Annotated in this window: 20 protein-coding genes; 15 read left to right on the top strand and 5 right to left on the bottom strand. The window is 68.6% G+C overall.

The features are described 5' to 3' along the window. Positions 1-14: 14 nt before the first annotated feature. The 4 genes from M3195_RS07935 to M3195_RS07920 are packed head-to-tail and all read right to left on the bottom strand — an operon-like array spanning position 15 to position 4,085. Complete coding sequence (locus M3195_RS07935; RefSeq protein WP_251586286.1) at positions 15-785, bottom strand: ABC transporter ATP-binding protein; 771 nt, start codon at positions 783-785, stop codon at positions 15-17. Then, positions 782-1,768 (bottom strand): ABC transporter ATP-binding protein, encoded by a 987-nt coding sequence (locus M3195_RS07930; protein ID WP_251586284.1) that lies wholly within the window; start codon positions 1,766-1,768, stop codon positions 782-784. Before M3195_RS07930 ends, M3195_RS07935 begins: the two co-directional genes overlap by 4 nt. Next, a complete protein-coding gene (locus M3195_RS07925) occupies positions 1,758-2,735 on the bottom strand; it encodes a branched-chain amino acid ABC transporter permease (RefSeq protein WP_251586282.1) in 978 nt (325 codons plus the stop codon). The genes M3195_RS07930 and M3195_RS07925 overlap by 11 nt, the downstream gene beginning before the upstream one ends. 9 nt (positions 2,736-2,744) lie before the next feature. Then, positions 2,745-4,085 carry an ABC transporter permease subunit gene (locus M3195_RS07920; protein ID WP_251586280.1) on the bottom strand — a complete coding sequence of 447 codons (1,341 nt, stop codon included), beginning with the start codon at positions 4,083-4,085 and terminating at the stop codon, positions 2,745-2,747. A gap of 244 nt (positions 4,086-4,329) precedes the next feature. Between M3195_RS07920 and guaB the strand changes: the two genes are divergently transcribed. The 13 genes from guaB to M3195_RS07855 all read left to right on the top strand — a co-directional run bounded on the left by guaB (position 4,330) and on the right by M3195_RS07855 (position 21,515). Continuing rightward, a complete protein-coding gene (guaB, locus tag M3195_RS07915) occupies positions 4,330-5,832 on the top strand; it encodes an IMP dehydrogenase (RefSeq protein ID WP_251586278.1) in 1,503 nt (500 codons plus the stop codon). 78 nt (positions 5,833-5,910) lie between these two features. Next, entirely contained in the window at positions 5,911-6,225 is a 315-nt protein-coding gene (locus M3195_RS07910) for a DUF2277 domain-containing protein (protein WP_251586276.1), read from the top strand. Between the two features lie 172 nt (positions 6,226-6,397). Continuing rightward, on the top strand, positions 6,398-7,441 hold the full coding sequence (locus M3195_RS07905) for a response regulator (RefSeq protein WP_251586274.1): 1,044 nt from the start codon (positions 6,398-6,400) through the stop codon (positions 7,439-7,441). Beyond that, on the top strand, positions 7,441-8,430 hold the full coding sequence (locus M3195_RS07900) for an ATP-grasp domain-containing protein (protein ID WP_251586272.1): 990 nt from the start codon (positions 7,441-7,443) through the stop codon (positions 8,428-8,430). Before M3195_RS07905 ends, M3195_RS07900 begins: the two co-directional genes overlap by 1 nt. Continuing rightward, entirely contained in the window at positions 8,427-9,137 is a 711-nt protein-coding gene (locus M3195_RS07895) for a PHP domain-containing protein (protein WP_251586270.1), read from the top strand. Before M3195_RS07900 ends, M3195_RS07895 begins: the two co-directional genes overlap by 4 nt. Then, on the top strand, positions 9,137-10,624 hold the full coding sequence (locus M3195_RS07890) for a glycosyltransferase family 2 protein (RefSeq protein WP_251586268.1): 1,488 nt from the start codon (positions 9,137-9,139) through the stop codon (positions 10,622-10,624). Before M3195_RS07895 ends, M3195_RS07890 begins: the two co-directional genes overlap by 1 nt. Beyond that, positions 10,621-10,761, top strand: a complete 141-nt coding sequence (locus tag M3195_RS07885; RefSeq protein ID WP_251586266.1) for a hypothetical protein — start codon at positions 10,621-10,623, stop codon at positions 10,759-10,761. The genes M3195_RS07890 and M3195_RS07885 overlap by 4 nt, the downstream gene beginning before the upstream one ends. After that, positions 10,761-11,108, top strand: coding sequence for a response regulator (locus tag M3195_RS07880; protein ID WP_251586264.1), 348 nt, complete (start codon positions 10,761-10,763; stop codon positions 11,106-11,108). Before M3195_RS07885 ends, M3195_RS07880 begins: the two co-directional genes overlap by 1 nt. Next, entirely contained in the window at positions 11,105-12,886 is a 1,782-nt protein-coding gene (locus tag M3195_RS07875) for a sensor histidine kinase (RefSeq protein ID WP_251586262.1), read from the top strand. The genes M3195_RS07880 and M3195_RS07875 overlap by 4 nt, the downstream gene beginning before the upstream one ends. A 67-nt stretch (positions 12,887-12,953) precedes the next feature. Then, positions 12,954-14,642, top strand: coding sequence for an ABC-F family ATP-binding cassette domain-containing protein (locus M3195_RS07870; RefSeq protein WP_251586260.1), 1,689 nt, complete (start codon positions 12,954-12,956; stop codon positions 14,640-14,642). Between the two features lie 61 nt (positions 14,643-14,703). After that, on the top strand, positions 14,704-15,819 hold the full coding sequence (locus M3195_RS07865) for a GuaB3 family IMP dehydrogenase-related protein (RefSeq protein WP_251586465.1): 1,116 nt from the start codon (positions 14,704-14,706) through the stop codon (positions 15,817-15,819). A 58-nt stretch (positions 15,820-15,877) separates the two neighbouring features. Next, on the top strand, positions 15,878-16,636 hold the full coding sequence (locus M3195_RS07860; protein ID WP_251586463.1) for an SURF1 family protein: 759 nt from the start codon (positions 15,878-15,880) through the stop codon (positions 16,634-16,636). A gap of 235 nt (positions 16,637-16,871) precedes the next feature. Beyond that, positions 16,872-21,515 carry an ExeM/NucH family extracellular endonuclease gene (locus M3195_RS07855; RefSeq protein WP_251586258.1) on the top strand — a complete coding sequence of 1,548 codons (4,644 nt, stop codon included), beginning with the start codon at positions 16,872-16,874 and terminating at the stop codon, positions 21,513-21,515. Positions 21,516-21,637: 122 nt separating this feature from the next. Here M3195_RS07855 and M3195_RS07850 read toward each other — a convergent pair whose 3' ends face one another. Beyond that, positions 21,638-22,444 carry a DeoR/GlpR family DNA-binding transcription regulator gene (locus tag M3195_RS07850; RefSeq protein WP_251586256.1) on the bottom strand — a complete coding sequence of 269 codons (807 nt, stop codon included), beginning with the start codon at positions 22,442-22,444 and terminating at the stop codon, positions 21,638-21,640. 227 nt (positions 22,445-22,671) lie between these two features. Here M3195_RS07850 and M3195_RS07845 point away from each other — a divergent pair, with 227 nt between their 5' ends. Beyond that, positions 22,672-23,967: an ABC transporter substrate-binding protein gene (locus M3195_RS07845; protein ID WP_251586254.1), complete on the top strand. Its 1,296-nt coding sequence runs from the start codon at positions 22,672-22,674 to the stop codon at positions 23,965-23,967. 83 nt (positions 23,968-24,050) lie between these two features. Further along, positions 24,051-24,974 (top strand): carbohydrate ABC transporter permease, encoded by a 924-nt coding sequence (locus M3195_RS07840; protein ID WP_251586252.1) that lies wholly within the window; start codon positions 24,051-24,053, stop codon positions 24,972-24,974. Positions 24,975-24,976 lie beyond the last annotated feature (2 nt).

Here is a 24,976-nt window from a genome sequence, read left to right as displayed (position 1 = left end):
TGAGGCGATAGGTGTCAGGCGTCCTGTCCGAGGGTGCCCAGGTACAGACCGATGACCTTGGGATCGGAGAGCAACTCGCGCCCGGTGCCCGTGTGCGCATCGTGGCCCTGGTCGAGCACGTAGCCGCGGTCGCAGATCTGGAGGCAGCGGCGAGCGTTCTGCTCGACCATGATCGTCGTGACACCCGCCTTGTTGATGTCGGAGACGCGGATGAACGCGTCATCCTGACGCACGGGACTCAGACCGGCGGAGGGCTCATCCAGCAGCAGCACCGCAGGATCCATCATCAGGGCGCGCCCCATCGCCACCATCTGCCGCTCGCCGCCCGACAGCGAGCCGGCGCGCTGCTTGAGCCGCTTTCCCAGCTCGGCGAAGATCCCGGTGACGAAGTCAAGTCGCTCCGAGAACGCCTTGGGGTTCTGGTAGAGCCCCATCTGAAGGTTCTCCTCGATGGTGAGCGAGGGGAAGACGTTGTTCGTCTGCGGGACGAAACCGACGCCGCGAGCGACGAGTTTGTCGGACTTCAGTCCGACGATGCTCTCGCCGTTGACCGTGATGTCGCCGTCTCGGACGTTGACCATGCCGAAGATCGCCTTCAGGAGGGTCGACTTCCCGGCGCCGTTCGGTCCGATGATGCCGATCAGCTCGCCCTTGCGCGCGACGAGATTGGCGTTGTTGATGATGTTGATGCCGGGAAGGTATCCCGCGGTGAGGTTCGAGACCTCGACGACGACGCGCTCGGTCTTCGCCGCTTCATCGACGGGAACGCTGGCGGTGGTGCTCACGGCTTCTCCTCCTCGGCATCCCCGAGGGACACCGCCTCTTCCTGCTGGATCTCGGCGAGGAGCGTCTCGCCCTCCGCGCCCAGCTCTCCGCTGACGCGGCCGGTGACGACGCCGAGATCGACGTCCTGATGCGCACCGAGGTAGGCGTCGATCACCGCTTGGTCCTGCATCACCTCGTCCGGCGGACCCTCGGCGACGACGCGACCTTCGGCCATCACCACGACCCAGTCGGCGATGTGGCGCACCATGTGCATGTCGTGCTCGACGAACAGCACGGTCATCCCGAGGTCCTTCAGATCGAGGATGTGGTCGAGGAGCGACTGGGTGAGCGCGGGGTTCACGCCTGCCATGGGCTCATCGAGCATGACCAGCGTCGGGTCGTTCATCAGAGCGCGCGCCATCTCGAGCAGCTTGCGCTGACCGCCCGACAGCGACGCCGCATAGTCCTCCTGCTTGGCATCGAGCTTGAAACGGGCGAGCAACCCCTTCGCCTTCTCCTCGATCTCGCTCTCCTGGCGACGCCAGAGGGCTGGGATCAGGCTCGACCAGAAGCGCTCTCCGCGCTGGCGCGGGGCACCGAGCTTCATGTTCTCGAGCACGGTGAGCAGCGACAGCGACTTGGTCAGCTGGAACGTGCGCACCTGTCCCATGCGAGCGACCTTGAACGAGGGCACACCGCTCAGGTCTCGGCCGTCGAACGCCCAGCTGCCGTCGTTGGGCTTGTCGAAGCCGCACAGCAGATTGAACAGCGTGGTCTTGCCCGCGCCGTTGGGGCCGATCAGGGCCGTGATGGCGCCGCGCGGGATCTCGAGGTGCTCGACGTCGACAGCCGTGAGACCGCCGAAGCGCCGGGTCACGTGATCGGCGACGAGGATGGGGTCGACCTTGGGCACGCCGGGAGCGGCCGGACCCGTGGCGAGGCCTGTGGTCTTGGCGCGACGGACCGCTCCCGTGGAGACGTCGTCGGAGGCGTTACTTGACAAAGGTCAGCTCCCTCTTGTTTCCGAGGATTCCCTGCGGGCGGAAGATCACCAGCAGCATGAGGGCGAGGCCCACGAGAACGAACCGGAGCGTCCCCGCCTGGATCGACGAGATCGGCAGGATTCCCTGGGCGGCGAGTGCCGGCAGAACGCCGTCGAGGAACGCCATGATCACCCAGAAGATGACAGCGCCCAGAACCGGACCGAAGACGGTGGCGGCACCGCCGAGCAGCAGGATGGTCCAGATGAAGAAGGTGAGGCTGGTGGTGTAGGTCGCGGGCACCACGGCGCTGGGAAGCGCGAACACGACTCCGCCCAGCGCGCCGAAGATGCCGCCGATCACGAGCGCCTGCATCTTGTAGCTGAACACGTTCTTGCCCAGCGATCGCACGGCATCCTCGTCCTCGCGGATTCCCTTGAGCACGCGTCCCCACGGGCTGCGCATCAGAGCCCAGACCATGAAGATCGCGACCGCGAGCAGGAAGAGGCCGAACACGCGCACCCACAGATCGTCGGCCGAGTACGTCCACGGGCCGAAGCCGTAGGTCCCTTCGGGGAACGGGTTCGCCGCGCGGAAGCCCGCGTGGTAGCCGCCGAGTCCGTCGGCCGAGTTGGTGTACTCGTCGAAGACGGTCGTCGTGAAGAGGAGACGTACGATCTCCGCCGCGGCGATCGTGACTATCGCGAGGTAGTCGGCGCGCAGTCGCAGCGTCGGGATGCCGAGGATGACGGCGAAGACGGCCGCGCCGATCATCCCGATGATGATTCCGAGCCACCACGGCAGCCCGAACGACAGGATCGAGATCGCGTAGCTGTAGGCGCCGATGGCCATGAAGCCCGCCATGCCGAAGTTCAGCAGGCCGGCGTAGCCGAAGTGTACGGCGAGTCCGGTCGCCGCCAGCGCGTAGGCGATGGTCGTCGGGCTGAACAGCCAGCCCGCGGTGTTGTTGAGGATTCCGCCCCAATCCATGTGCGGCTCCTAACCGATTCTCTCTCGTCGGCCCAGGATTCCCTGGGGCCGCACCAACAGGATGAGGATGAGTACGACGAGTGCGCCGACGTACTTCAGGTCCGAGGGCAGCCAGAGCGTCGAGACCTCGACGAGGATGCCGACGATGAGGGCACCCACGAGCGCGCCGAACGCGGTCCCGAGCCCGCCGAGCGTCACGGCGGCGAACATGAGCAGCAGGATGTGCACGCCCATGTCCCACTTGACGCCGGGGCGGAAGTAGCCCCACAGCACGCCGGCGAGTCCCGCGAGCGAGGCGGAGAGGATCCACACCGTTCGGATGACCCGGTCGACGTTGATGCCCGATGCGGCTGCCAACCCGGGATTGTCGGAGATGGCACGGGTCGCCTTGCCGACCCGCGTGCGAAGCAGCCAGAAGGCGACGGCCACGATCACGACGATGCTGATGCCCATCGACATCATGTCGACGACCGAGAGCTTGATGGGTCCCCAGATCTGGATGTTGGGGGAGTCCGCCCCGGGCAGCTGGAAGGTCGAGCCGCCGAGGAAGAACTGGAACAGATAGCGGACGAGCAGCGACAGCCCGATGCTGACGATCATGAGCGGGACCATGCCGAGCCCCTTGCGCCGCAGTGGCCGCCACAGGCCGGCGTCGAGGCCCCAGCCGAACACGGCGCCGAGGATCAGCACGATCGGGATGGTCAGCCACATCGGCACCTGGAGGAAGGACCCGAATATGACGGCGACGACCGCTCCGAACGTGACCATCTCCGCGTGTGCGAAATTGGTGAGCCCCGTCGTGCCGAAGATCAGGGAGACCCCGATCGCCGCCAGCGCCAGCAGCAAGCCGAAGTTGAGCCCGTTGATGAGGCGCTCCACGAGCTGGTCGACGAACGACGTGGTGACTCGTTCGCCCTCGCCGAGGAACAGGTTGAGGATCTTCGAACCCGTCAGACCGAACTCGGCCTCGAAGGAGGCGGTGGTGCCCTGGATGGGCTGGATGCCCTCGGGAAGCTGACCCGCGTCGACGATCACGCCGTCGGGGAGAGTGTCCTCGTCGACGGTGATGGTGTACGTGTCCTTCTCGGGCACGTACAGGCGCCAGGCGCCCTCGGCGTTCGTCACGGTTTCGGCGTCGAAGCCGCCGCCCTCGACCGAGATGGTCACGTCGGGCACCGGGGCACCGTCGAACTGGATCACCCCGGCGAAGTAGAAGTCGGTCTCCTCCTGATCGGCCCCGGGGGTGTCGGGCACGGCGGCGCTCGCCGACGTCGGTGCGGCGAAGAGCACCAGGATCGCGGCGAGCAGTGTGCCGAGGATGGCGAGCGCTACGGGCGCGGTTCGCCTCACGGTCGTGGTCGTTGGACTCACAGGGCCTCCTGTCGGGAGCGCAGACCGAGGCCGATGCGAATCGTCGACCTCGGTGTACGACGATATGAGCGTAATGTGTCGAATCTGTTTCGGCCAAGGCACGATCTGCTCACGAGCGAGGGAGGCGGTGAGCGACGCCCGCGCGGAGCCCGGGAATTTCCCCCGGTGCTCGGCGCTTAGAATTGGTACCACTCTCGCCAGTCAGCGCCCAGGAGGAGCATCCATGGATCAGCACGACCCCTTCGGATTCGTCGGACTCACGTACGACGATGTGCTGCTCCTCCCGGGGCACACCGACGTCATCCCCAGCGAGGCGGACACCTCGTCACGGATCACGCGCCGGATCTCGGTCGCCACCCCGCTGCTCTCCAGCGCCATGGACACCGTCACCGAATCGCGCATGGCCATCGCCATGGCGCGCGAGGGCGGCATCGGCATCCTGCACCGCAACCTCTCGATCTCCGACCAGGCCGCGCACGTCGATCGCGTGAAGCGCAGCGAGTCGGGCATGATCACCGATCCGATCACGACGACTCCCGACGCCACGGTCGAAGAGGTCGACGGTCTGTGCGCCAAGTACCGCATCTCCGGCCTCCCCGTCGTCGACCCGGACGGCCGACTCGTCGGCATCGTCACCAACCGTGACATGCGCTTCGTCTCCGGCTTCGAGCGTCAGACCACGTTCGTGAAGGACGTCATGACCTCGGAGGGCCTCGTGACGGCTCCCGTCGGCGTCGCAGCCGGCGAGGTCATCGCGCTGTTCGCGAAGCACCGCGTCGAGAAGCTCCCCCTCATCGACGACGACGGCAAGCTCGCCGGACTCATCACCATCAAGGACTTCGACAAGAGCGAGAAGTATCCGCTCGCCACCAAGGACGACCAGGGGCGTCTGCGCGTGGGCGCCGCCATCGGCTTCTTCGGCGACGCGTGGGAGCGCGCCGAGGCACTGCGCGACGCCGGCGTCGACGTGCTCGTCGTGGACACGGCCAACGGCCAGTCGCAGGGTGTGATCGACCTCGTGAAGCGCCTCAAGGCCGACGAGAGCTTCGCGCACATCGACGTGATCGGCGGCAACGTCGCGACGCGCGAGGGCGCTCAGGCGCTCGTCGACGCGGGCGTGGACGCCGTCAAGGTCGGCGTGGGCCCCGGATCGATCTGCACCACGCGCGTCGTCGCGGGTGTCGGCGTTCCGCAGGTCACCGCGGTGTACGAGGCGTCGCTCGCCGCCGCTCCCGCCGGCATCCCGGTCATCGCCGACGGCGGTCTGCAGTACTCCGGCGACATCGCGAAGGCACTCGTGGCCGGCGCCGACGCCGTGATGCTCGGATCGCTGCTCGCCGGCACCGACGAGTCGCCGGGCGAGATCGTGTTCCAGTCGGGCAAGCAGTTCAAGCAGTACCGCGGCATGGGATCGCTGGGCGCGATGCAGACCCGCGGCAAGCAGACCTCGTACTCGAAGGACCGCTACTTCCAGGCCGACGTGCCGAGCGACGACAAGCTGATCCCCGAGGGCATCGAGGGCCAGGTGCCCTACCGCGGCCCGGTCTCGGCCGTGGCGTACCAGCTGGTCGGCGGGCTGCGGCAGTCGATGTTCTACGTCGGCGCCCGCACGATCGAGGAGCTCAAGCAGCGCGGACGCTTCGTGCGCATCACCGCCGCCGGACTCAAGGAGTCGCACCCGCACGACGTGCAGATCGTCGTCGAGGCGCCGAACTACAAGCGCTGAGCGCGCGGCTCATCGAAGGGGCGGATGCTGCGGCATCCGCCCCTTCCGCATGTCGGCGGCGCGGCGTACCGTGCCGGTATGTGCCGCAACATCGTTCCGCTGAACAATCTCGAACCGGCCGCCACCGACGACGAGTGCCATGACGCCGCGCTGCAGTTCGTCCGCAAGATCTCGGGGTCGAACGCGCCCTCCCGCGCGAACCGAGAGGTGTTCGACCGTGCCGTCGAAGAGATCGCTCGCGCGACCAGGGAGCTGATCGACGGTCTCGTGACGCCCGCCCCTCCCAAGAATCGCGAGCAGGAGGCAGACAAGCGGCGTGCGAGATCCGCGGAGCGCTATGAGGCGATCCGGGTCTACCAGGAGGAGAAGCGCGCGGCGCGCGCCGCATCCTGAGCCCTCTCGCAGATGAGGCGGAATGCCGCGGTGCGATGACGCTTCCGCATGCCCTATATGCCAATATTTAGGGATACTCGCTCGACTTCCCCTCGGGCTCCCGGTGGAGAAGGCCTCCGGTGGCGCATCGCCGGTACCCGCCGGCAGGGGACATCCCCATGGAGAGCCGCATATGTCTGACGATGCACCCCGCGTCCTCGTCGTCGACGACGACCCCGACGTCGCCCTGCTGGTCAAGACCGTACTCGAGCGCAGAGCGGGCTGCGTCGTGCTCACCGCCGGCGACGGGCTGGCCGCCGTCGAGCGCATCTCCGAGTTCGAACCCGACGTGGTCGTCACGGACATCGAGATGCCGGGCCTCGACGGCCTCGAACTCGTCGCAGAGCTCCGTCGCCGCGACCCCGTCGTGCCCGTCATCGTGATGACCGCCCACGTCTCGGTGGAGTACGCCGTCTCGGCGCTTCGCGCTCAGGCCGACGAGTTCCTCACCAAGCCGCTCGACAACGTACGGCTCGTCGAAGCCGTCACCCGTCTCGCCGCGGAGGGTCGCGCTCGGCGCACAGCCAGCCGCGCGAAGCAGGTCGTGCTCGCGATCGGCGCGCACCCCGACGACGTCGAGATCGGGGTCGGCGGCATCCTCGCCGCGCACTCCCGGGCCGGCGACTCCGTCACGATCCTCACGCTGTCGCGCGGCTCGCGCGGAGGCGACGCGGACAGCCGTCAGCACGAGTCGCTCGCCTCGGCCGACCGGCTGGGCGCCCGCCTGTTCCTCAAGGACCTCATCGACACCGAGATCTCCGGCGGCGGGACGACCGTGCGTCTGATCGAGGAAGTCGTGAACGAGATCCAGCCGACCATCGTCTACACGCACTCCGAGCACGACCGCCACCAGGACCACCGCGCCGTCAGCGAGGCGACTCTCGTCGCGACCCGCAAGGTCGGCACCGTCGCGTGCTACCAGAGCCCGTCCGCCACCATCGACTTCCGTCCGACGCGGTTCGTGCGGATCGACGACTACCTCGGCGAGAAGCTGCAGCTGCTCGAGTGCTTCGCCTCGCAGACCGCGACGCGCGACTACCTCGACCCCGGCTTCGTCACGGCCACCGCGCGCTACTGGTCGCGCTTCGGCGGGGGAGCGGCCGTCGAGCCGCTCGAAGTCGTGCGCGAGACCGCCGAGTTCATCGGCGCCCACGAGCTCACCAGGCAGGAGGGCTGATGGCCGCCCGCATCCTCGTCACCGGCGCCGGTGGCGCCGCCGGCGTCGCCGTGATCCGCTCGTTGCTCCGCCGCGACGACCTCACGGTGTTCGCCGCGGACATGGACGGCTGGGCCAGCGGCATCTACCTCGTCCCGCCCGCGCAGCGACGGCTCGTCCCGCCCGGGCGAGACGACGACTTCGTCCCCGCGATCGCTCGAATGGTGCGCGACGACCGACTCGATCTCGTGATCTCCACGGTCGACGTCGAGCTCACAGCTCTCGCGGGACGCCGAGACGAGCTCACCCCGGCCGTGCTCGCCGCCCCCTCTGAGGACACGCTGCACGCCGCGCTCGACAAGTACCTGCTCGCGGAGCGGTGCGCATCGACCGGGCGCAGCCCTCGCACGCTGCTCGCCGGACCCGAGGCGGTGGCCGCCGAGTGGGAGTTCCCTGTGTTCGCCAAACCACGTCAGGGGGCGGGGAGCCGAGGCATCCGTCTCGTTCCCGACCGTGCTGCGCTCGAAGCCCTGCCGGTCGACGAGGGATTGATCGTGCAGGAGTTCCTCCCCGGAGAGGAGTACTCGGTCGACGTGATCGCCGATGCGTCGGGTCGCGTCGTGGCCGCAGTGCCGCGCACGCGCGCACGCGTGGACTCGGGGGTCGCCATCGCCGGCCGCACGGTGCACGACGTCGAGCTCGAGCAGACGGCGACCGCCGTCGCGGAAGCGATCGGACTCGTCGGCGTCGCGAACGTGCAGCTGCGGCGCGACCGCGCGGGGCGCGCGATGCTGCTCGAGGTGAATCCCCGGTTCCCCGGAGCGCTGCCTCTGACGATCGCGGCCGGCGTCGACATCCCCTCGCTCGTGGCCGATCTGTTCCTCGGCGCCGACATCCCGGCATCCGTCCCGTTCCGCGAACTCGCATCCGTGCGCTTCCTCGAGGACATCATCGTCGAGGTCGACGAGGTGCTCGTCTCCGATCACGCCAGCCACCAGGACGAGCTGTGAGCCACGACCTGCTTCGCGGCGACCACCATGTGCACTCCACGTTCTCGGACGATGCCGTGTCGACCCTCGAGGAAAACGTCGCGGCGGCCGCCGAGCGGGGGCTGACGACGCTCCGGCTCGTCGACCACGTGCGCCGCGACACCGCCTGGGTTCCCGAGTACCTCACGGCTGTCCGGGCGCTGAGCGTGCCGGACGGCCTCACGGTGCTCAGCGGCGTGGAGGCGAAGATCCTCGACGCCTCGGGCGAGCTCGACATCCCCGTCCTCCCGGACGGGATCGACCGCATCCTCATCGCCGACCACCAGTTCCCCGGCGACGACGGTCCGCTCGGGCCGACCGCGGTGCGCGAGCGCATCGCAGCCGGCTGGGCGGCAGGAGACGTCCTCGATCAGCTCGTGAGCGCCCTGAACGCCTCGATGACGCGCTACCCGGGCAACCAGCTCGCGCACTGCTTCTCGATCCTGCCCAAGATCGGTCTGACGGAGGACGACCTCGGGTCCGAGCGGATCGTGAGCTGGGCGCGCACCGCAGCTGCGACCGACACCCTGGTCGAGGTCAACGAGAAGTGGGGCTGTCCGGGCAGCGCACTGCTCGACGCGCTGCGGGACGCCGGGGCCGTCGTCGTCGCCTCGACCGACAGCCACGAAGCCGCGGATGTCGGTCGCTACGACCGTGTCGCCGCCCTCCTCGAGGGGCGGAGCCTCTGATGCCCGCCCTCAACGCCGCGGAGACGGTGCTGGTCGTCGTGCTCATCCTGTGCGTGCTGGTCGGGACGCTGCCCGTCATCAACACCGGACTGCAGTTCCTCCTGCTGCCCGTGCACGCGTTCCGCAACCACTACGCCAAGGCCGCACCCCACCACCCGCGCATCGCCGTGCTGATCCCGGCGTGGAACGAAGCGCTCGTGCTCGGTCCGGCGATCGAGCGGCTGCTGCAGCTGGAGTATCCGGCCGACCGGCTGCGGGTCTTCGTGATCGACGACGCCTCGACCGACGACACCTCCGCGGTCGTGGCGGCGAAGATCCAGGCTCACCCCGGTCGCGTGGTGCATCTGCGGCGCGAGCAGGGCGGGCAGGGCAAGGCCCACACGCTCAACCACGGACTCGACATCGTGCTCGCGGACGAGTGGACGGAGGCCGTGCTCATCATGGACGCCGACGTGATCTTCGCGCGAGACTCCCTGCGCAAGCTCAGCCGCCACCTCGCCGATGACAAGGTCGGCGCGGTCACCGCCTACATCGCCGAGGGCAGCCGCGACCGCAACTACCTGACCCGATTCATCGCGATCGAGTACGTCATCGGCCAGCTGTCGGCGCGTCGGACGCAGAACGTCGGGGGCGCGATCGCGTGCCTTGCGGGTGGGGCGCAGCTGCACTCGCGCGCGAACCTCGAGGCGATCGGCGGGCGCATCCCCACCGGTACTCTCGCCGAGGACACGATGACGACGTTCGAGGGACAGCTCAAGGGCCGTCGCATGGTCTTCGAGCCCCACGCCGTCGTGCTCGCGGAGGAGCCGCGCACGATCGACTCGCTCTGGAAGCAGCGTCTGCGCTGGGCGCGAGGGAACGTGCAGCTCACGTCCATCTACAAGCGGCTGTGGTTCCGCCCGAGCGACCAGCACGATCTCGGCAGCTTCGCGTTCGGCCTCGCCTGGTTCACGATCCTGCTGCTGCCCGCCTTCATGCTGCTCGCCGCGGCGGGCATGCTGGCGCTGCTGCTCCTGCACAGCGACGTCGCCGAGTTCGTGTTCCGGTTCATGTGGATCTCCGCGGCGTGCATCTACCTGTTCTCGATGCTGTTCGCGGTGCAGCTCGATCCGCGGATCGGCCGACAGTCCTGGCGCGAGGCGCTCATGTTCCCGGGACTCGGAGCACTCCTGCTGATGGCGATCGCGCTGTTCCCGCACCTCTTCGAAGACGGGCTCGCCGCGCTCGGCCTTCCACTGAACGACGAGACGCGCATCCTCTGGGCGATCGGCTTCTATCTCTGGGGGCCGATCTCGATGCTCGGCATCTGGCTCGCCCGCGTCGTCGAGAAGCTCCCCGCCGGGCGCTTCTTCGCCGGGCTCCTGCTCTACGTCTGCGGATACGGCTCGCTGCTGTGCGCCATCACCGTGGACTCCTACTTCAAGGAGTGGCGTCGTGCCGACGCCGCCTGGATCAAGACCGAGAAGATCGGACGGGTCGAGTCATGAGCGAGGCACTCCCGCGCACGGAGGAGGAGCAGGAGATCGCGACGGATGCCCGGAGCGAGCGACGTCTCGTCTGGCAGGCGCTTCTCTCTCTGGCGGTCGTCGTGGTCGTCGTCATCGTGCGAGAGCTCCTCCTGTGATGAGCGGCCGGCCGCTCGCACTCGTGGTCGAGGACAGTGCCGACCAGACGGCACTGCTGCGCCGCCACCTCGACCGGGAGGGATTCGACGTCTTCGCCGCCGCGGATGCCGAGAGCGCGATCGCCGCGTTCGACACCATCTCTCCCGTCGTGGCCGTCGTCGATCTCCTGCTCCCCGGCATCACGGGCGCGGAATGCGCCGGATTCGTGCGGACGCGATTCCCCGAGTGCTTCCTCATCGTCAGCTCGGTGCTCGACGCGACGGACTATCCGGAGGCGGACGCGGCGCTGCCGAAGCCGATCGTCGGAGCCGACCTGCGCGGCATCCTCCGTGGGATCGCGCGGTGAACGCGACGCCTCTCCGCCGCGCGGAGAACAGCTGGTACGGCATCTTCGACAACCCGAGCCCCCTGATCAAGCAGGCGCCCACGGCGATCGCGGCCGCGCTCGCCGCCCTGTTCACGTGGCTCTACCCCGAGCTTCCGTTCTCCGACTTCAACGCTGCCCTCGCCGGGCTGCTGCTCGTGCTGTTCGCGACCGTGCACGCCGGCATCCTCAGCGCCCGCCGGGTGTACGACGGGTGGATCGTGCTCGTCATCCCGATGATCGGCATCGTCGGATTGGGCCTCTTCCGCGCGGGCACGGGCGGACCGACATCGGTGTTCACGTCGCTGGTGCTGCTGCCGGTGGTGTGGATCGCCGCAGCCCCCGGCATCCGCTACGTCTTCGCGGTCGGCGCCCTGACCTCGTTCGCGCTGCTCATGCCGTACATCACCGAGCCGCCGGGCAGCTCGGTCGAGTGGCTCCGCGGCGTCGTCGGGCCGCTCGTGTTCTCCGCCCTCGCCGCCGTCGTCAATGAGCTCTCCCGTCAGCAGCGCCTCCGAGTGCAGCAGGCCGAGCTGCTCGTCGCGGAACGCACCTCCGCCCTCGGTGAGAACGTGCTCGTGCTCGAACGGCTGCAGGAGAAGGAGCGCGAGTACCGGCAGCTGCTCGATTCGTTCCAGAGCCTGTGGGCGTCGATCACGGTGCAGGCCGTGGTGGCGGTCGATCTGACCGGCCGCGTCACCGAGTGGAACCCCGGGGCCGTGCGACTGCTGGGGCTGTCGGTCCAGGAGGCCCAGGACGATGTGCGCATCGACCGCTTCTTCACGGTGTCGGCGCTGTCGCAGCTCGTCGGCGACGCCCCGTGCGCGGCGGCGGAGGCCGACCTCCCCTCGGGGATCAAGGCGCTCTTCGCGAGAGCTGAGGCCGAGCGCAACGTCGAGGGCGATGTCGACGTCACGACGGCCGGAGGCGCGGTCGTGCCCGCCCGCGTCACTGTCAGCCCGCGTCGGGATGCGGCCGGCGAGACTCAGGGATATCTGCTGGTGCTCACCGACGAGACGCGTGCCGTCGAGGTCGCGCGCATGAAGGACGAATTCGTGGGGATGATCTCGCACGAGCTGCGGACCCCGCTGAGCGCGATCATCGGATTCCTCGACCTGCTGCGCAACGACCCCGGCCAGCCGCTGTCCGAGGAGCAGGAGGAGTTCGTCGGCATCATCGAGCGCAATGCACAACGGCTGCTGACCCTCGTCGGCGACCTGCTCTTCACCGCCCAGGTCGAGTCGGGGCGCTTCCCGCTCGACCGCTCGGAGATCGATGTCGCGGAGATCGTGCGGAATGCGGTGACCTCATCGGGTCCGCACGCGCAGCGCGAAGGGGTCGAGCTCATGGCCGAGACCCCGTCGACGCCGGTGCGCGTGATCGCAGACCCCGGTCGCATCGGACAGGCGCTCGACAACCTGCTCTCGAACGCGATCAAGTTCACGCCGTCGGGGGGTCGGGTCACGGCCTCCGTCCGCGAGCGCGACGGCGGTATCGAGCTCGCCGTCCGCGACACGGGGCTCGGGATCCCGGAGGACGAGCAGGGGATGCTGTTCACACGCTTCTTCCGCGCGTCGACAGCGACGCGCAACGCGGTTCCCGGCGTGGGCCTGGGGCTCACCATCACGCGGGCGATCGTGCTCGCGCACGGCGGGTCGATGGACGTCACGAGCAAGGAGGGCGTCGGTACCGAGTTCCGGATGTACCTGCCGACATCCCCGCGCACCGAGGCCGTGCAGGTGGTCGCGAGCACGGTGTGATCGTCGGGGCGTCGCCCGCCTGATATTCTGGTCGGCTCGCCAGGCGGGCGGAAGGACGGCCCGCACCGTGGGATACATCGACATCGCAGGGGTCTCGCTGACCCTGCCCGACGGGAGACCGCTGCTCGACGAGGTGACGTTCCGCGTCGGCTCCGGGTCGACGAGCGCGCTGATCGGGCCCAACGGTGCCGGCAAGACCACGCTGCTGCGGATCATCCGCGGCGACCAGGCGGCGGATGCCGGAGTCGTGACGATCGACGGCGGCCTCGGCGTCATGGACCAGTTCGTGGGTCACGGCGAGGTCGGCGAGACCGTGCAGGACCTGCTCGTGCGCGTCGCGCCCTCCCGCATCCGGCAGGCCGCGCAGTCGCTCGATGCCGCCGAGAACGCGCTGATCGAGCGCGACGAGCACGACACGCAGATGGCCTATGCCGCGGCGATCGCCGAGTACGCCGACGCCGGCGGGTACGAGCACGAGACGGTCTGGGACCAGTGCACGGTCGCCGCGCTGGGGGTGCCATATGACCGGGCGCGTTACCGCGAGCTGACCACGCTCTCGGGCGGCGAGCAGAAGCGGCTCGCGCTCGAAGCGCTGCTCCGCGGGCCGGACGAGGTGCTGCTGCTCGACGAACCGGACAACTACCTCGACGTGCCGACCAAGCGCTGGCTCGAGGAACAGCTGCGGCAGACGCCGAAGACCGTGCTGCTCGTATCGCACGACCGCGAGGTGCTCGCCCGCGCCGTCGACCGCCTCGTCACGCTCGAACCGGGCGGGGCCGGCGCGACCGCGTGGGTGCACGGCGGCGGCTTCGCCACCTACCAGCAGGCGCGCATCGACCGGATGGACCGCCTCGACGAACTGCGTCGCCGGTGGGACGAGCAGCACGAGAAGCTGCTCGCGCTCGTCGCGACGCTGAAGGTGAAGGCCTCGGCGAACGACGGCTTCGCATCGCGGTATCAGGCCGCGCAGACGCGTCTCCGCCGCTTCGAAGACGCCGGTCCGCCGCAGGAGCGTCCGCCCGTGCAGGACTTCGACATGCGGCTGCGCGGCTCGCGCACCGGCAAGCGCGCGGTCGTGGCCGACCGTCTGGAGCTGACCGGGCTCATGCGGCCCTTCGACGTCGAGGTCTGGTACGGCGACCGCGTCGCCGTTCTCGGGTCGAACGGGTCGGGCAAGTCGCACTTCCTGCGGCTGCTGGCACGAGGTGGCACTGACCCCGACCCGAGCCTCGGGCACGTCACATCGACGGGGGAGCAGCTGTCGGAGGTCACGCACGCCGGGGCGGCGGTCCTGGGCGCCCGCGTCGTGCCCGGCCTCTTCGCGCAGACGCACGCGCACCCGGAGTTCGTCGGGCGCACCCTGCTCGAGATCCTGCACCGGGGCGACGAGCGCCGAGCGGGGATGCCGAGGGATGCCGCGAGCTCGGCGCTCGACAGGTACGGCCTGGTACGGCAGGCGCAGCAGACGTTCGAGTCGCTGTCCGGCGGACAGCAGGCGCGGTTCCAGGTGCTGCTGCTCGAGCTCTCGGGGGCGACGCTGCTGCTGCTCGACGAGCCCACCGACAACCTCGACCTGGAATCGGCCGAGGCGCTGGAGGACGCCCTCACCCGGTTCGAGGGTACGGTGCTGGCCGTGACCCACGACCGGTGGTTCGCGCGGTCGTTCGACCGGTTCCTCGTGTTCGGGTCGGACGGTCGGGTGTACGAGGCCGACGAGCCGGTCTGGGACGAGCGACGCGTCGTCCGCGCGCGGTGACCGCCCCGGCGCCCCGCCGCCGTCGGCCGTCGTGCGCGCCCGGTAGTCTGGTGGGGTGACCATGGAGATCGAGCTCGGCCGAGGCAAGCGCGCGCGCCGCGCATACACGTTCGACGACATCGCGGTGGTGCCGTCACGGCGCACACGCAACCCGGAGGACGTGTCGACCGCCTGGACGATCGACGCGTTCGGCTTCGACATCCCCGTGCTCGGTGCGCCGATGGACTCCGTCGTGAGTCCGCGCACCGCCATCATGCTGGGGCAGCTCGGGGGACTCGGCGTCCTCGACCTCGAGGGGCTGTGGACCCGCTACGAAGACCCCGAGCCTCTGCTCGCGGAGATCGCGGGACTCGCCGGCGACTCGGCGACGGTGCGCATGCAGCAGCTGTACGCGGAGCCGATCAAGCCCGAGCTCATCACCCGCAGGCTGGCCGAGATCCGCGAGGCCGGTGTCACGGTCGCCGGTTCGCTGACACCGCAGCGTACTCAGCAGTTCTACGACACGGTCGCCGCGGCCGGTGTCGACCTGTTCGTCATCCGCGGCACCACCGTGTCGGCCGAGCACGTGTCGAGCGTCGACGAGCCGCTCAACCTGAAGAAGTTCATCTACGACCTCGACGTGCCGGTGATCGTCGGCGGCGCAGCGACGTACACGGCCGCGCTGCACCTGATGCGCACGGGCGCCGCCGGCGTGCTGGTGGGCTTCGGCGGGGGAGCGGCGTCGACGACGCGCGCCACCCTCGGCATCCACGCTCCGATGGCGACGGCCGTCTCCGATGTCGCCGCCGCGCGGCGCGACTACCTCGATGAGTCGGGCGGCCGCTACGTGCACGTGATCGCCGACGGCGGCGTCGGCACCTCCGGCGACATCGTGAAGGCGCTCGCGATGGGAGCGGATGCCGTCATGCTCGGCGTCGCGCTCGCGCGAGCCACCGACGCTCCCGGTCAGGGATTCCACTGGGGACCCGAGGCGCACCACCCGCAGCTGCCGCGCGGTCGCCGCGTCGAGGTCGGCGGCATCGGCACCCTCGAGGAGATCCTGTACGGTCCTGCTCCGGTCGCCGACGGCACCGCGAACCTCATCGGCGCGCTGCGCAAGTCGATGGCGACCACCGGATACTCCGATCTCAAAGAGTTCCAGCGCGTCGAGGTCGTGCTCGCCCCGTACGAGGCGTGAGGTCTCGCGCATCACCGTGACATCCTCGGCTCTCTTCCCGCCCACCCTCCGCGAGGTCATGCTCCGCGGGCGCTGGATCGGGATGCTCGTGCTGTGCCTGATCGTCGCCGGGGTGTTCGCGTGGCTCGGCCAGTGGCAGCTGGAGCGGGCGATCGAGACGGATCCGCCGCCGGCGGGAGCGACGGAGAACGTCCGGCCGCTCACCGACGTCGTCGAGCCGGGAGAGTATCTCGCCGAGCCGCTCGTCGGACAGCGCGTGGAGACGTCCGGCACCTGGGTCGCGGACGACTTCGTGATCGTGTCGAGCCGATACAACGACGACGTCCCCGGGTACTGGGTCACCGGCCAGCTGCGCGTCGCCGAGAAGACGTCGATCGCCGTCGCGATCGGCTGGACCGCTGACCGGGTTGCCGCGGAGGATGCCGTCGAGACCCTGAACCGCAGCGTCGACGGCTCGGTCGTCGAGGTCACAGGACGGATCATCTCCGACGAGGGTCCGTCCGTGCCGCCCGAGGACGACCCTCATCGCATCGACCGGATGTCGCCTGCCGCGCTGCTGAGCACGTGGCACGACGTCGAGGCGCTCGAGATGTACCGGCCCTATCTCGCGTCGTCCACGGCCTCCGCCGGGCTCACAGATATCGCGTCTCCCGCACCCGCCGAGCAGTCCCCGGTCAACTGGCTGAACGTGTTCTATGCCGCCGAGTGGGCGATCTTCGCCGGCTTCGCCTTCTACCTCTGGTACCGCCTCGCGAAGGACGCGTGGGAGCGCGAGGTGGAGGAGTTCGAGGACTCCGCGGCATCTGAGACCGCCTGACGCTCCGCGCATCCGCGCAGGCGCGGCCGCGCATCCGAGCGACCGGCACTGCGATATTCCACCTTCGTCAGGGGTGCCCTCGGGCCGTTCGGTTAGCGCTCGGTGACCAATGGGAAAACTCCGTTGATGATGTCGGAGGGGGTTCATAAGCTCGCATCATGTGCGCCGGCTGTGAGGGTGCGCAGTCGTGGCTCCAAGACAGCCGTCGCCCGATGAAACCGAGGAGACAACACCGATGATGTCCGCTTCAGACGCCGCGAACCGCGAGGTTCCCGGGTCCGATCGCAGAAGCCGGGGGCGTCTCGGCGCCCTCGCCGCCACCTGCGTCGCAGCTCTGGGTGCCAGCGCCCTGATCGCGGCGCCCGCCTCCGCCGATGTCGCAGGGACGGGGGTCGTCATCAACGAGGCGTACCTGTCCGGAGGCAGCGCCGGTGCTGCGTACACGAACAAGTTCGTCGAGCTCTACAACCCGACCGATGCCCCGGTCACGCTCGACGGCCTCTCGCTGCAGTACCGGTCGGCGACCGGCACGGGCAACGCCAACGGCGTCGCACCGCTGAGCGGCAGCATCCCCGCAGGCGGGCACTACCTCGTGCAGGGTGGCAGCAACGGTGCGAACGGCGCTGCGCTGCCGGCTCCCGACGCGACGGGCAACCTTAACCTGAGCGGAAGCGCCGGCACCCTCGCACTCGTGAAGGGCACCGCGGCCGTGGCTCTCACGCCGGGATCGGTGACCGGTGTCGACGGAGTGATCGACGTGCTCGGCTACGGCACCTCGAACACCTTCGAGACCAAGGCGGCGCCGGCCCCCGCCGGCAACACCGACGTGAAGTCGCTGAACCGCACGAACGGCGCGGACACCGACGACAACAGCGTCGACTTCGCACTCTCGGCCACGATCACCCCGCAGAACTCCGGCGGAGGCTCGGAGGAGCCCGAGGAGCCCGAGGAGCCGGGCACCGACCCCGCGAAGGCGTCGATCGCCGAGGTGCAGGGCACGACCGACGTCTCACCCCTCAACGGCCAGACGGTGACGGTCGAGGGCGTCGTGACGGCCGACTACCGCACCGGCGGCTACAAGGGCATCGTCATCCAGACGCAGGGTTCGGGCGGCGCCACCGACGCGACGCCCGGGGCGTCCGACGGCGTCTTCGTCTTCCTCAACGCTCTGACCCCGACGCTCGCGATCGGCGACCTCGTGTCGGTCACCGGATCGGTGAGCGAGTACTTCGGCCAGACGCAGATCAACCCGGCGTCCCTCGCCGGCATCTCGGTCGTGCAGGCGGGCGTCGGCGTGCCGGCGGTCACCCCTCTGCCCGACACGGTGGTCGGCGCCGACCGCGAGCAGTACGAGAGCATGCTCGTCGCTCCGGCCGGCACCTACCGGGTGGCGTCGAGCCACCAGCTCTACAACTTCGGCACGCTGTGGCTGAACGCCGGCGCCGACCTGAACGTGAAGAGCACCGAACTCGCGCGTCCGGGCGCAGAGGCTGCGGCGATCGCGGCGGCCAACCGCGCCAACAGGCTGCTGCTCGACGACGGCTGGTCCATCCAGGTGACGAACAACGGCCACCCGAACGACCAGCCGTACTTCACCGAGGACCTCGTGGTGCGCAACGGCGACACCGTCGACTTCCGCGACAACGGCTACGTGATGTCGTACGGCTTCGACGACTGGCGTCTCCAGCCGGTCGTCCCGATCGACAGCTCCTCGCCCGAGGCCGCCAAGGTCGGCTTCGAGGCGACGAACCCGCGCGTCGATTCGGCACCCGAGGTCGGCGGCGATGTGCAGGTCGCCTCGTTCAACGTCTTCAACTACTTCACGACGCTCAAGAGCGAGAACTCCAACGCGCGCGGTGCAGCGAACGCTGCGCAGTTCGCGATCCAGAAGTCGAAGATCGTCGCGGCCATCAACGGCCTCGACGCCGAGATCGTCTCGCTCATGGAGATCGAGAACTCGATCAAGCTCGGCGGCTCGCTCGACGAGGCGCTCGCCGACCTGGTCGACGGTCTCAACGATGCACTCGGCGACGATGCGTGGGATTACGTCCGCACCCCGGCGGCCCTGAACAACGCGGCCACGACCGACTTCATCACGAGCGCGATCATCTACAAGAAGGATGACGTGTCCACCGTCGGCGACAGTCTCACCGTCACCGATGAGACCGTGTGGGGCAACGCCCGCGAGCCGATCGCCCAGGCGTTCGACATCGACGGCCGTATCGTGACCGTCGTCGCGAACCACTTCAAGTCGAAGTCCGCCCCGGAGGGCGGCGGAGCGGAGCCGGCCGACGGCCAGGGCTTCTTCAACGCCGACCGCGTGGCTCAGGCGAACTCGCTCAAGGGCTTCACGGCGACGATCGAGGAGGAGACCGGCAGCAGCGACATCCTGCTGATCGGCGACTTCAACGCCTACGCCAAGGAAGACCCGATCGACGTCTTCACGAGCGCGGGCTGGAGCGACGTCGCACCCGAGAAGGCGCCGGGGCAGCACACGTACTCGTTCGACGGCGAGCTCGGCTCGCTCGACCACGTGCTCGCGTCGCCGTCGCTGGCCGCCTCGATCACGGGTGCGGGCGTCTGGAGCATCAACTCGCCGGAGTGGAGCGACCGCGGCTACGCGTTCAGCGCCACCGAGGCGGGCACCCCGTTCCGGTCGAGCGACCACGACCCGATCATCGTCGGCGTCTCCTCCGACGTCCCGCCGGTCAGCATCGACGTCGTCACGATGAACGACTTCCACGGCCGCATCGAGGCCGACGGTGCCGCTGCCGGTGCCGCGGTGGTCGCGGGAGCGGTGAAGCAGTTCCGCGAGGCGAACCCGAACACGATCTTCGCCGGTGTCGGCGACCTGATCGGCGCGTCGACGTTCACCTCCTTCATCAACGACGACAACCCCACGATCGACGCGCTCAACGCGGCCGGCCTCGACGTCAGTGCGGCGGGCAACCACGAGTTCGACCAGGGCTGGGAGGACCTGCGCGACCGCGTGCAGGACCGCGCGGACTGGGAGTACATCTCGTCGAACGTGTTCCTCACCGAGACGGGCGAGCCCGCTCTCGCACCGGCCTGGGTGAAGGAGCTCGACGGGGTGCGCGTGGGCTTCGTCGGCGCCGTTACGGAAGACCTCGATTCGCTGGTCTCGCCGGAGGGGATCGCCGACCTCGAGGTGCGTAGCATCGTCGACTCGGTGAACGCCGTGGCCGACGACCTGCGTGACGGGGACGAGTCCAACGGTGAGGCGGACGTCGTCATCCTGCTCGTGCACGAGGGTGCGGCCAGCGTCGAGCTGTCCAGCATCACCCCGGAGACACCGCTCGGGGAGATCGTCTACGGAGTCGATGAGGATGTCGATGCGATCGTCTCGGCGCACACGCACCTCGCGTACAACCACGTGATCGACGGTCGTCCGGTGATCTCTGCCGGTCAGTACGGCGAGAACCTCGGGCTGATGAACATCCAGGTCGACCCGAAGTCGAAGGAGCTGCTCTCGATCACCAACCAGATCAAGCCGCTCACCGCCAACGGCCAGCCGCTGTACCCGGCCGTTCCGGAGGTGGCCGACATCGTGGCCAAGGCGAAGGCCGACGCCGACGTGCTCGGCGCCGTCAAGGTGGGCGACATCACCGCCGACTTCAACCGGGCGCGTCAGGCGAACGGGTCGGAGAACCGCGGTGGCGAGTCGACGATCGGCAACTTCGTCGCCGACGTGCAGAAGTGGTCGACGGGTGCGGACATCGCGCTCATGAACCCGGGCGGCATCCGCGCCAACCTCACATACGCGTCGTCGAACGCGAACGATCCGGCGGGCAACGTCACGTACCGTGAGGCGGCGACGGTGCAGCCGTTCGCCAACACGCTGGTCACGCTGACGCTCACCGGCACCCAGCTGAAGGGTGTGCTCGAGGAGCAGTGGCAGCCGGCGGGAGCAGCGCGGCCATTCCTCAAGCTCGGCGTCTCGGAGGGGCTCGTCTACACGTACGACCCGACCGCGGCGCAGGGTTCTCGCATCACCTCGATCACGCTGAACGGCACACCGATCGACCCGTCGGCGAGTTACACGGTCGCCGCGAACTCGTTCCTGGCAGCGGGCGGAGACAACTTCTTCACCTTCCGCGATGGCACGGGCAAGCGCGACACCGGCAAGATCGACCTGCAGTCGATGGTCGACTGGTTCGACGCGAACAAGACCGCGACCCCCGACCTCGCGCAGCGCGCGGTGGGTGTCACGGTGAGTGCTCCGGATGCCGACGGCTACACCGCTGGCGACCAGGTCACCGTCGCGCTGTCCTCGCTGGCGTTCAGCGGCGGCGAGGCGGCACCCGGCGAGGTGACGCTGTCGCTCGGCGACACTCAGCTCGCCGCGGGCACGGTCGACCCGACCATCGTCGACACGACCGACGAGGTCGGACGCGCGTCGCTCACGTTCACGGTTCCCGCGGGCGTGTTCGGCGAGCAGCCGCTCACCGTATCGGTTCCGTCGACCGGCACGACCGTGCAGGTGCCGTTCACGATCTCGGGTGAGGAGCCCGAGGAGTTCGCCGGCACGATCACGGCCGACTCCAAGGTCGCCGCGGGCAAGAAGCTGCGCATCACCGGTGCGGACTTCGAGCCGGGGGAGACCCTGACGGTCGTGCTCGAGCCGAAGAAGGGCAAGCCGGTCCAGGTCGGCACCGTGCAGGTCACCGCCGACGGAACCTTCGCGACGAGCGTGACGGTTCCGAAGAACACGCAGCCGGGCAAGTACACGGTCGTCGTCTCGCAGGCCGACGGGGACGCGGCGACGGCCACCGTCACCGTGAACCGCGCGGGCGGGATCGGCGGGATCATCGGTGGCATCATCGACTGGATCTGGGACCTTATCACCGGGTGGTTCTGATCCACTGATCGGATGACGCAGGCGGAGGCCGTCGGGAGAGATCCCGGCGGCCTCCGTCGTGTGGCGCGTGTCCCGCCCGGAAGAACCAGACCCGGCAGCAGCCCGCATGCGCTCTCGCTGGGTCAGGGGGTGAGCACCTCGACGTCGGCCTGCGCGAGGGCCGCCGCGATGCGCGGGGGTGGCGGCGCGTCGGTGATGAGGTAGTCCGCGCGTTCCAGCAATGCGATCTGGGCGAAGAAGCGTCGTCCGAGCTTGCTCGAGTCGGCGAGGATCGCTGTCCGCTCGGCGCGTTCGATCATCTCGGACATCATCGCCGCGTCGCCGAGATTCGACGTCGAGTACCCCGCCTCGTCGACGGCTCCGACGGCGATGAGGGCGAGATCGCAGCGGATGTCGACCTCGGGACCGCCCGGCGTCATGGTGAAGGCGACGGGCCCGGTCGTGGCCTGCGTGATCGAGCGCACGGCGCCTCCGAACACATACAGATCCCGGAAGACGGTCGGGGCGAGTTCGCCCGGTATGCGCAGGTTGTTCGTCGCGATGGTGAGATCGTGGTGGTTACGGAGCGCGCGCGCGACCGCGAGTGTGGTCGTCCCCGCATTGAGCATGATGACGGAGCCGTCCTCGACGAGTCCGGCGGCGATGCGCGCGATTCGCTCCTTCTCCTCCGTCTGTACCCGCATGCGCACGTCGAGCCCCTTGTCCTTCAGCGCTCCGCTCGCGGCGCTGACGGCGCCGCCGTGGGTGCGCACCAGCACGCCCTCGCGGTCGAGCTGGTCGAGATCGCGCCTGATCGTGTCGATCGACACCGCGAAATGCTCGGCGAGATCGCCGACCGTGACCTGTCCCGTCTGTTCGACGTAAGCGGCCAGATCGGCTTTGCGGCCCGCGGGGAGGCGGCGTTTGGGCGAGGTTCCCACAGCATCCATGCAGACATCTCTAGCACAGATAGCCCGATTTCCTGCAAGGTTCCGCATAAAACTGCATTCCTTTGGCGGGTTCGCTGCGCAGGCAGAGCGACGAGGCCACGAATACCGCGGCTGCGCCGACTTCTGGAGGCACTTGCGCAACAGCAAACCACGGCATAGCATTGCTCAAAACCGCATGAACAAGCATTGAGGCGCGTGATGCGGCACGATCTCGAAGAGGAGAAGTGATGATCACAGCAGGACGTGGGCGACGCACCCTGAAGCTCGCCGGCGCAGCGACTGCAGCTCTGACGGTGCTGGCCGTGGCCGGATGCTCGTCCGGCGGTTCCGGCGACGGCAGCGCCGACGGTGGCGATGTCACGATCGAGTTCGCACAGTGGTGGGAGCCCGAACTCCCCGACGGAGAGTTCCGTGCGCTCATCGACAAGTTCGAAGACGAGAACCCCGGCATCACTGTCGACCTGGTCAGCGGACCGTACGCCTCCACGAAGGAGCAGCTCTTCGCCGGCGCGGCATCCGGCACGATGCCCGACGTCGTCGGTCTCGACGGCGCCTGGGTCAACGACTTCGCCTCGCAGGGCGTCATCGCCGACCTCACCGCACTCATGAAGGAGTACGACTACGACGACAGTCAGCTGGCGAGCCAGATCAAGGTCGACGACAGCACGTACATGATCCCGGTCGTGAACTTCGTCTACCCGATGTTCACGAACGACACCCTTCTCGCCGACGCCGGCGTCACGGCGCCCCCGACGACGCGCACGGAGTTCGCGGATGCCGCGGCCAAGGTGACAGCGCTCGGCGGCGACGTCTCCGGCTGGGTGCTCCCGCTCTCGCTCGAGGCCCCCAATGGGGTGCAGAACGACGTCATGTCGTGGGTGTGGGCCTCCGGCGGCTCCATGCTGAAGGACGGCCAGCCCGACCTCACGAACGACGACGTCACCTCGGCGATCAACTACATCGGCGGTCTGTGGGACGACGGGGTGATCGCCTCGGGCTCCTTCACCATGAAGGAGCAGGACAAGGTCGAGGAGTTCACCAACGGCCGCGTCGGCATGATGATCGACTCGCTCGCGCACATCAACCTCATCCGCGAGTCGAACCCCGACCTGCAGTTCTCGATCTCGGCGATCCCCGCTGAGGACGGGTACGACGGCGAGCGCGGCATCCCCTACGCGTCCTGGGGCATCGGCGTCGCCGAGAACAGCGAGCACAAGGAGGCCGCGTTCAAGCTCGTGGAGTTCCTCATGAGCCAGGACACGAACTCCGAGCTGTCGACCATGGCGAAGGCGTTCCCCGGCAACTCCGAGTCGGTGCCGGACTTCGTGAACGACGACGAGCTCTTCGCGAAGGCGTTCGAGATCTACCAGGCCGGCTACCCCGCCAATGAGTTCACCGGTCTGCCCGTCGCGGAGGATCTCATGCGCCAGCTCGGCGAGCAGCTGCAGTCCGCCTTCGACGGCCAGCAGTCGATCGACGACGCCTTGAAGAAGGCGCAGGAGTCGTGGATGGCGGAGTTCTGATCCTCCCCCCGACTCCCGCATGACCGGGGTGCCGCACCGCAGCGGCGGTGCGGCACCCGACCGACCAAGGAGCACCGGTTCCCATGAGCCTGAAACTGTCCGACGACACCGAGGTGATCGTCACCGGGGTCGCCCCCTCGCGGCGACGGCGGCAGCTGCGCAAGACCACCGAGTCGTACGGCTTCCTCTCGCCGACGATCATCCTGCTGTTCGTCCTCATGATCGTTCCGATCGTGATGGTGATCGGGTACTCGTTCCAGGACAACGTCATCCTGAACAAGTCGCCCGAGTTCGTCGGCATCGCGAACTACGTGGAGATCCTTTCCGACCCCGGGTTCTGGAAGGCCACGGGCAACACGATCCTCTTCACCGTGACGAGTGTCGCGGCGCACCTCGTGCTGGGCCTCGCCTTCGCGATGATGCTCAACAGCCCGCTGCTCGGTCGATTCTCCCGGTCGATCTTCCGTGCTCTCTACGTGCTGCCGTGGCTGTTCACCGTCGCGGTCATCGCCGTGCTCTGGCGGATGCTCCTCGCGCCGAACGGCGTCATCAACTTCCTGCTCAACACCGACATCGAATGGTTGGCCTCACCGCAGCTCGCGCTCGGCACCATCATCTTCATCAACATCTGGGCCGGGTACCCGTTCTTCATGGTCAGCCTCCTGGCGGGGCTGCAGGGGGTGCCGGCAGACCTCCACGAGGCCGCCCGGGTCGACGGCGCCAATGCCGTGCAGCGCTTCTGGAACGTCACGATCCCGCAGCTGCGCCCGATCATCATCAGCCTCGTGCTGCTCGATCTCATCTGGACCTCTCAGCAGTTCGCTCTGATCTGGATGACGACGGGTGGCGGTCCGATCGACGTCACCGAGGTGCTCAGCACCTTCACCTACAAGCTCGCGTTCGCCAAGTACGACTTCTCGCTCGCCGCGACCTCCGCCGTGCTCGTGCTGCTGATGTCGATGGTCCTCGCCGTCTTCTACGTCCGCCACCAGAAAGCGAGGGATTGATC

Source organism: Microbacterium hydrocarbonoxydans, from assembly GCF_023715885.1.
GTDB classification, from domain to species: Bacteria; Actinomycetota; Actinomycetes; order Actinomycetales; family Microbacteriaceae; genus Microbacterium; species Microbacterium hydrocarbonoxydans_C.
The sequence above is the reverse complement of the archived record's forward strand: the minus strand, read 5'-3'. Positions and strand labels throughout refer to the sequence as shown.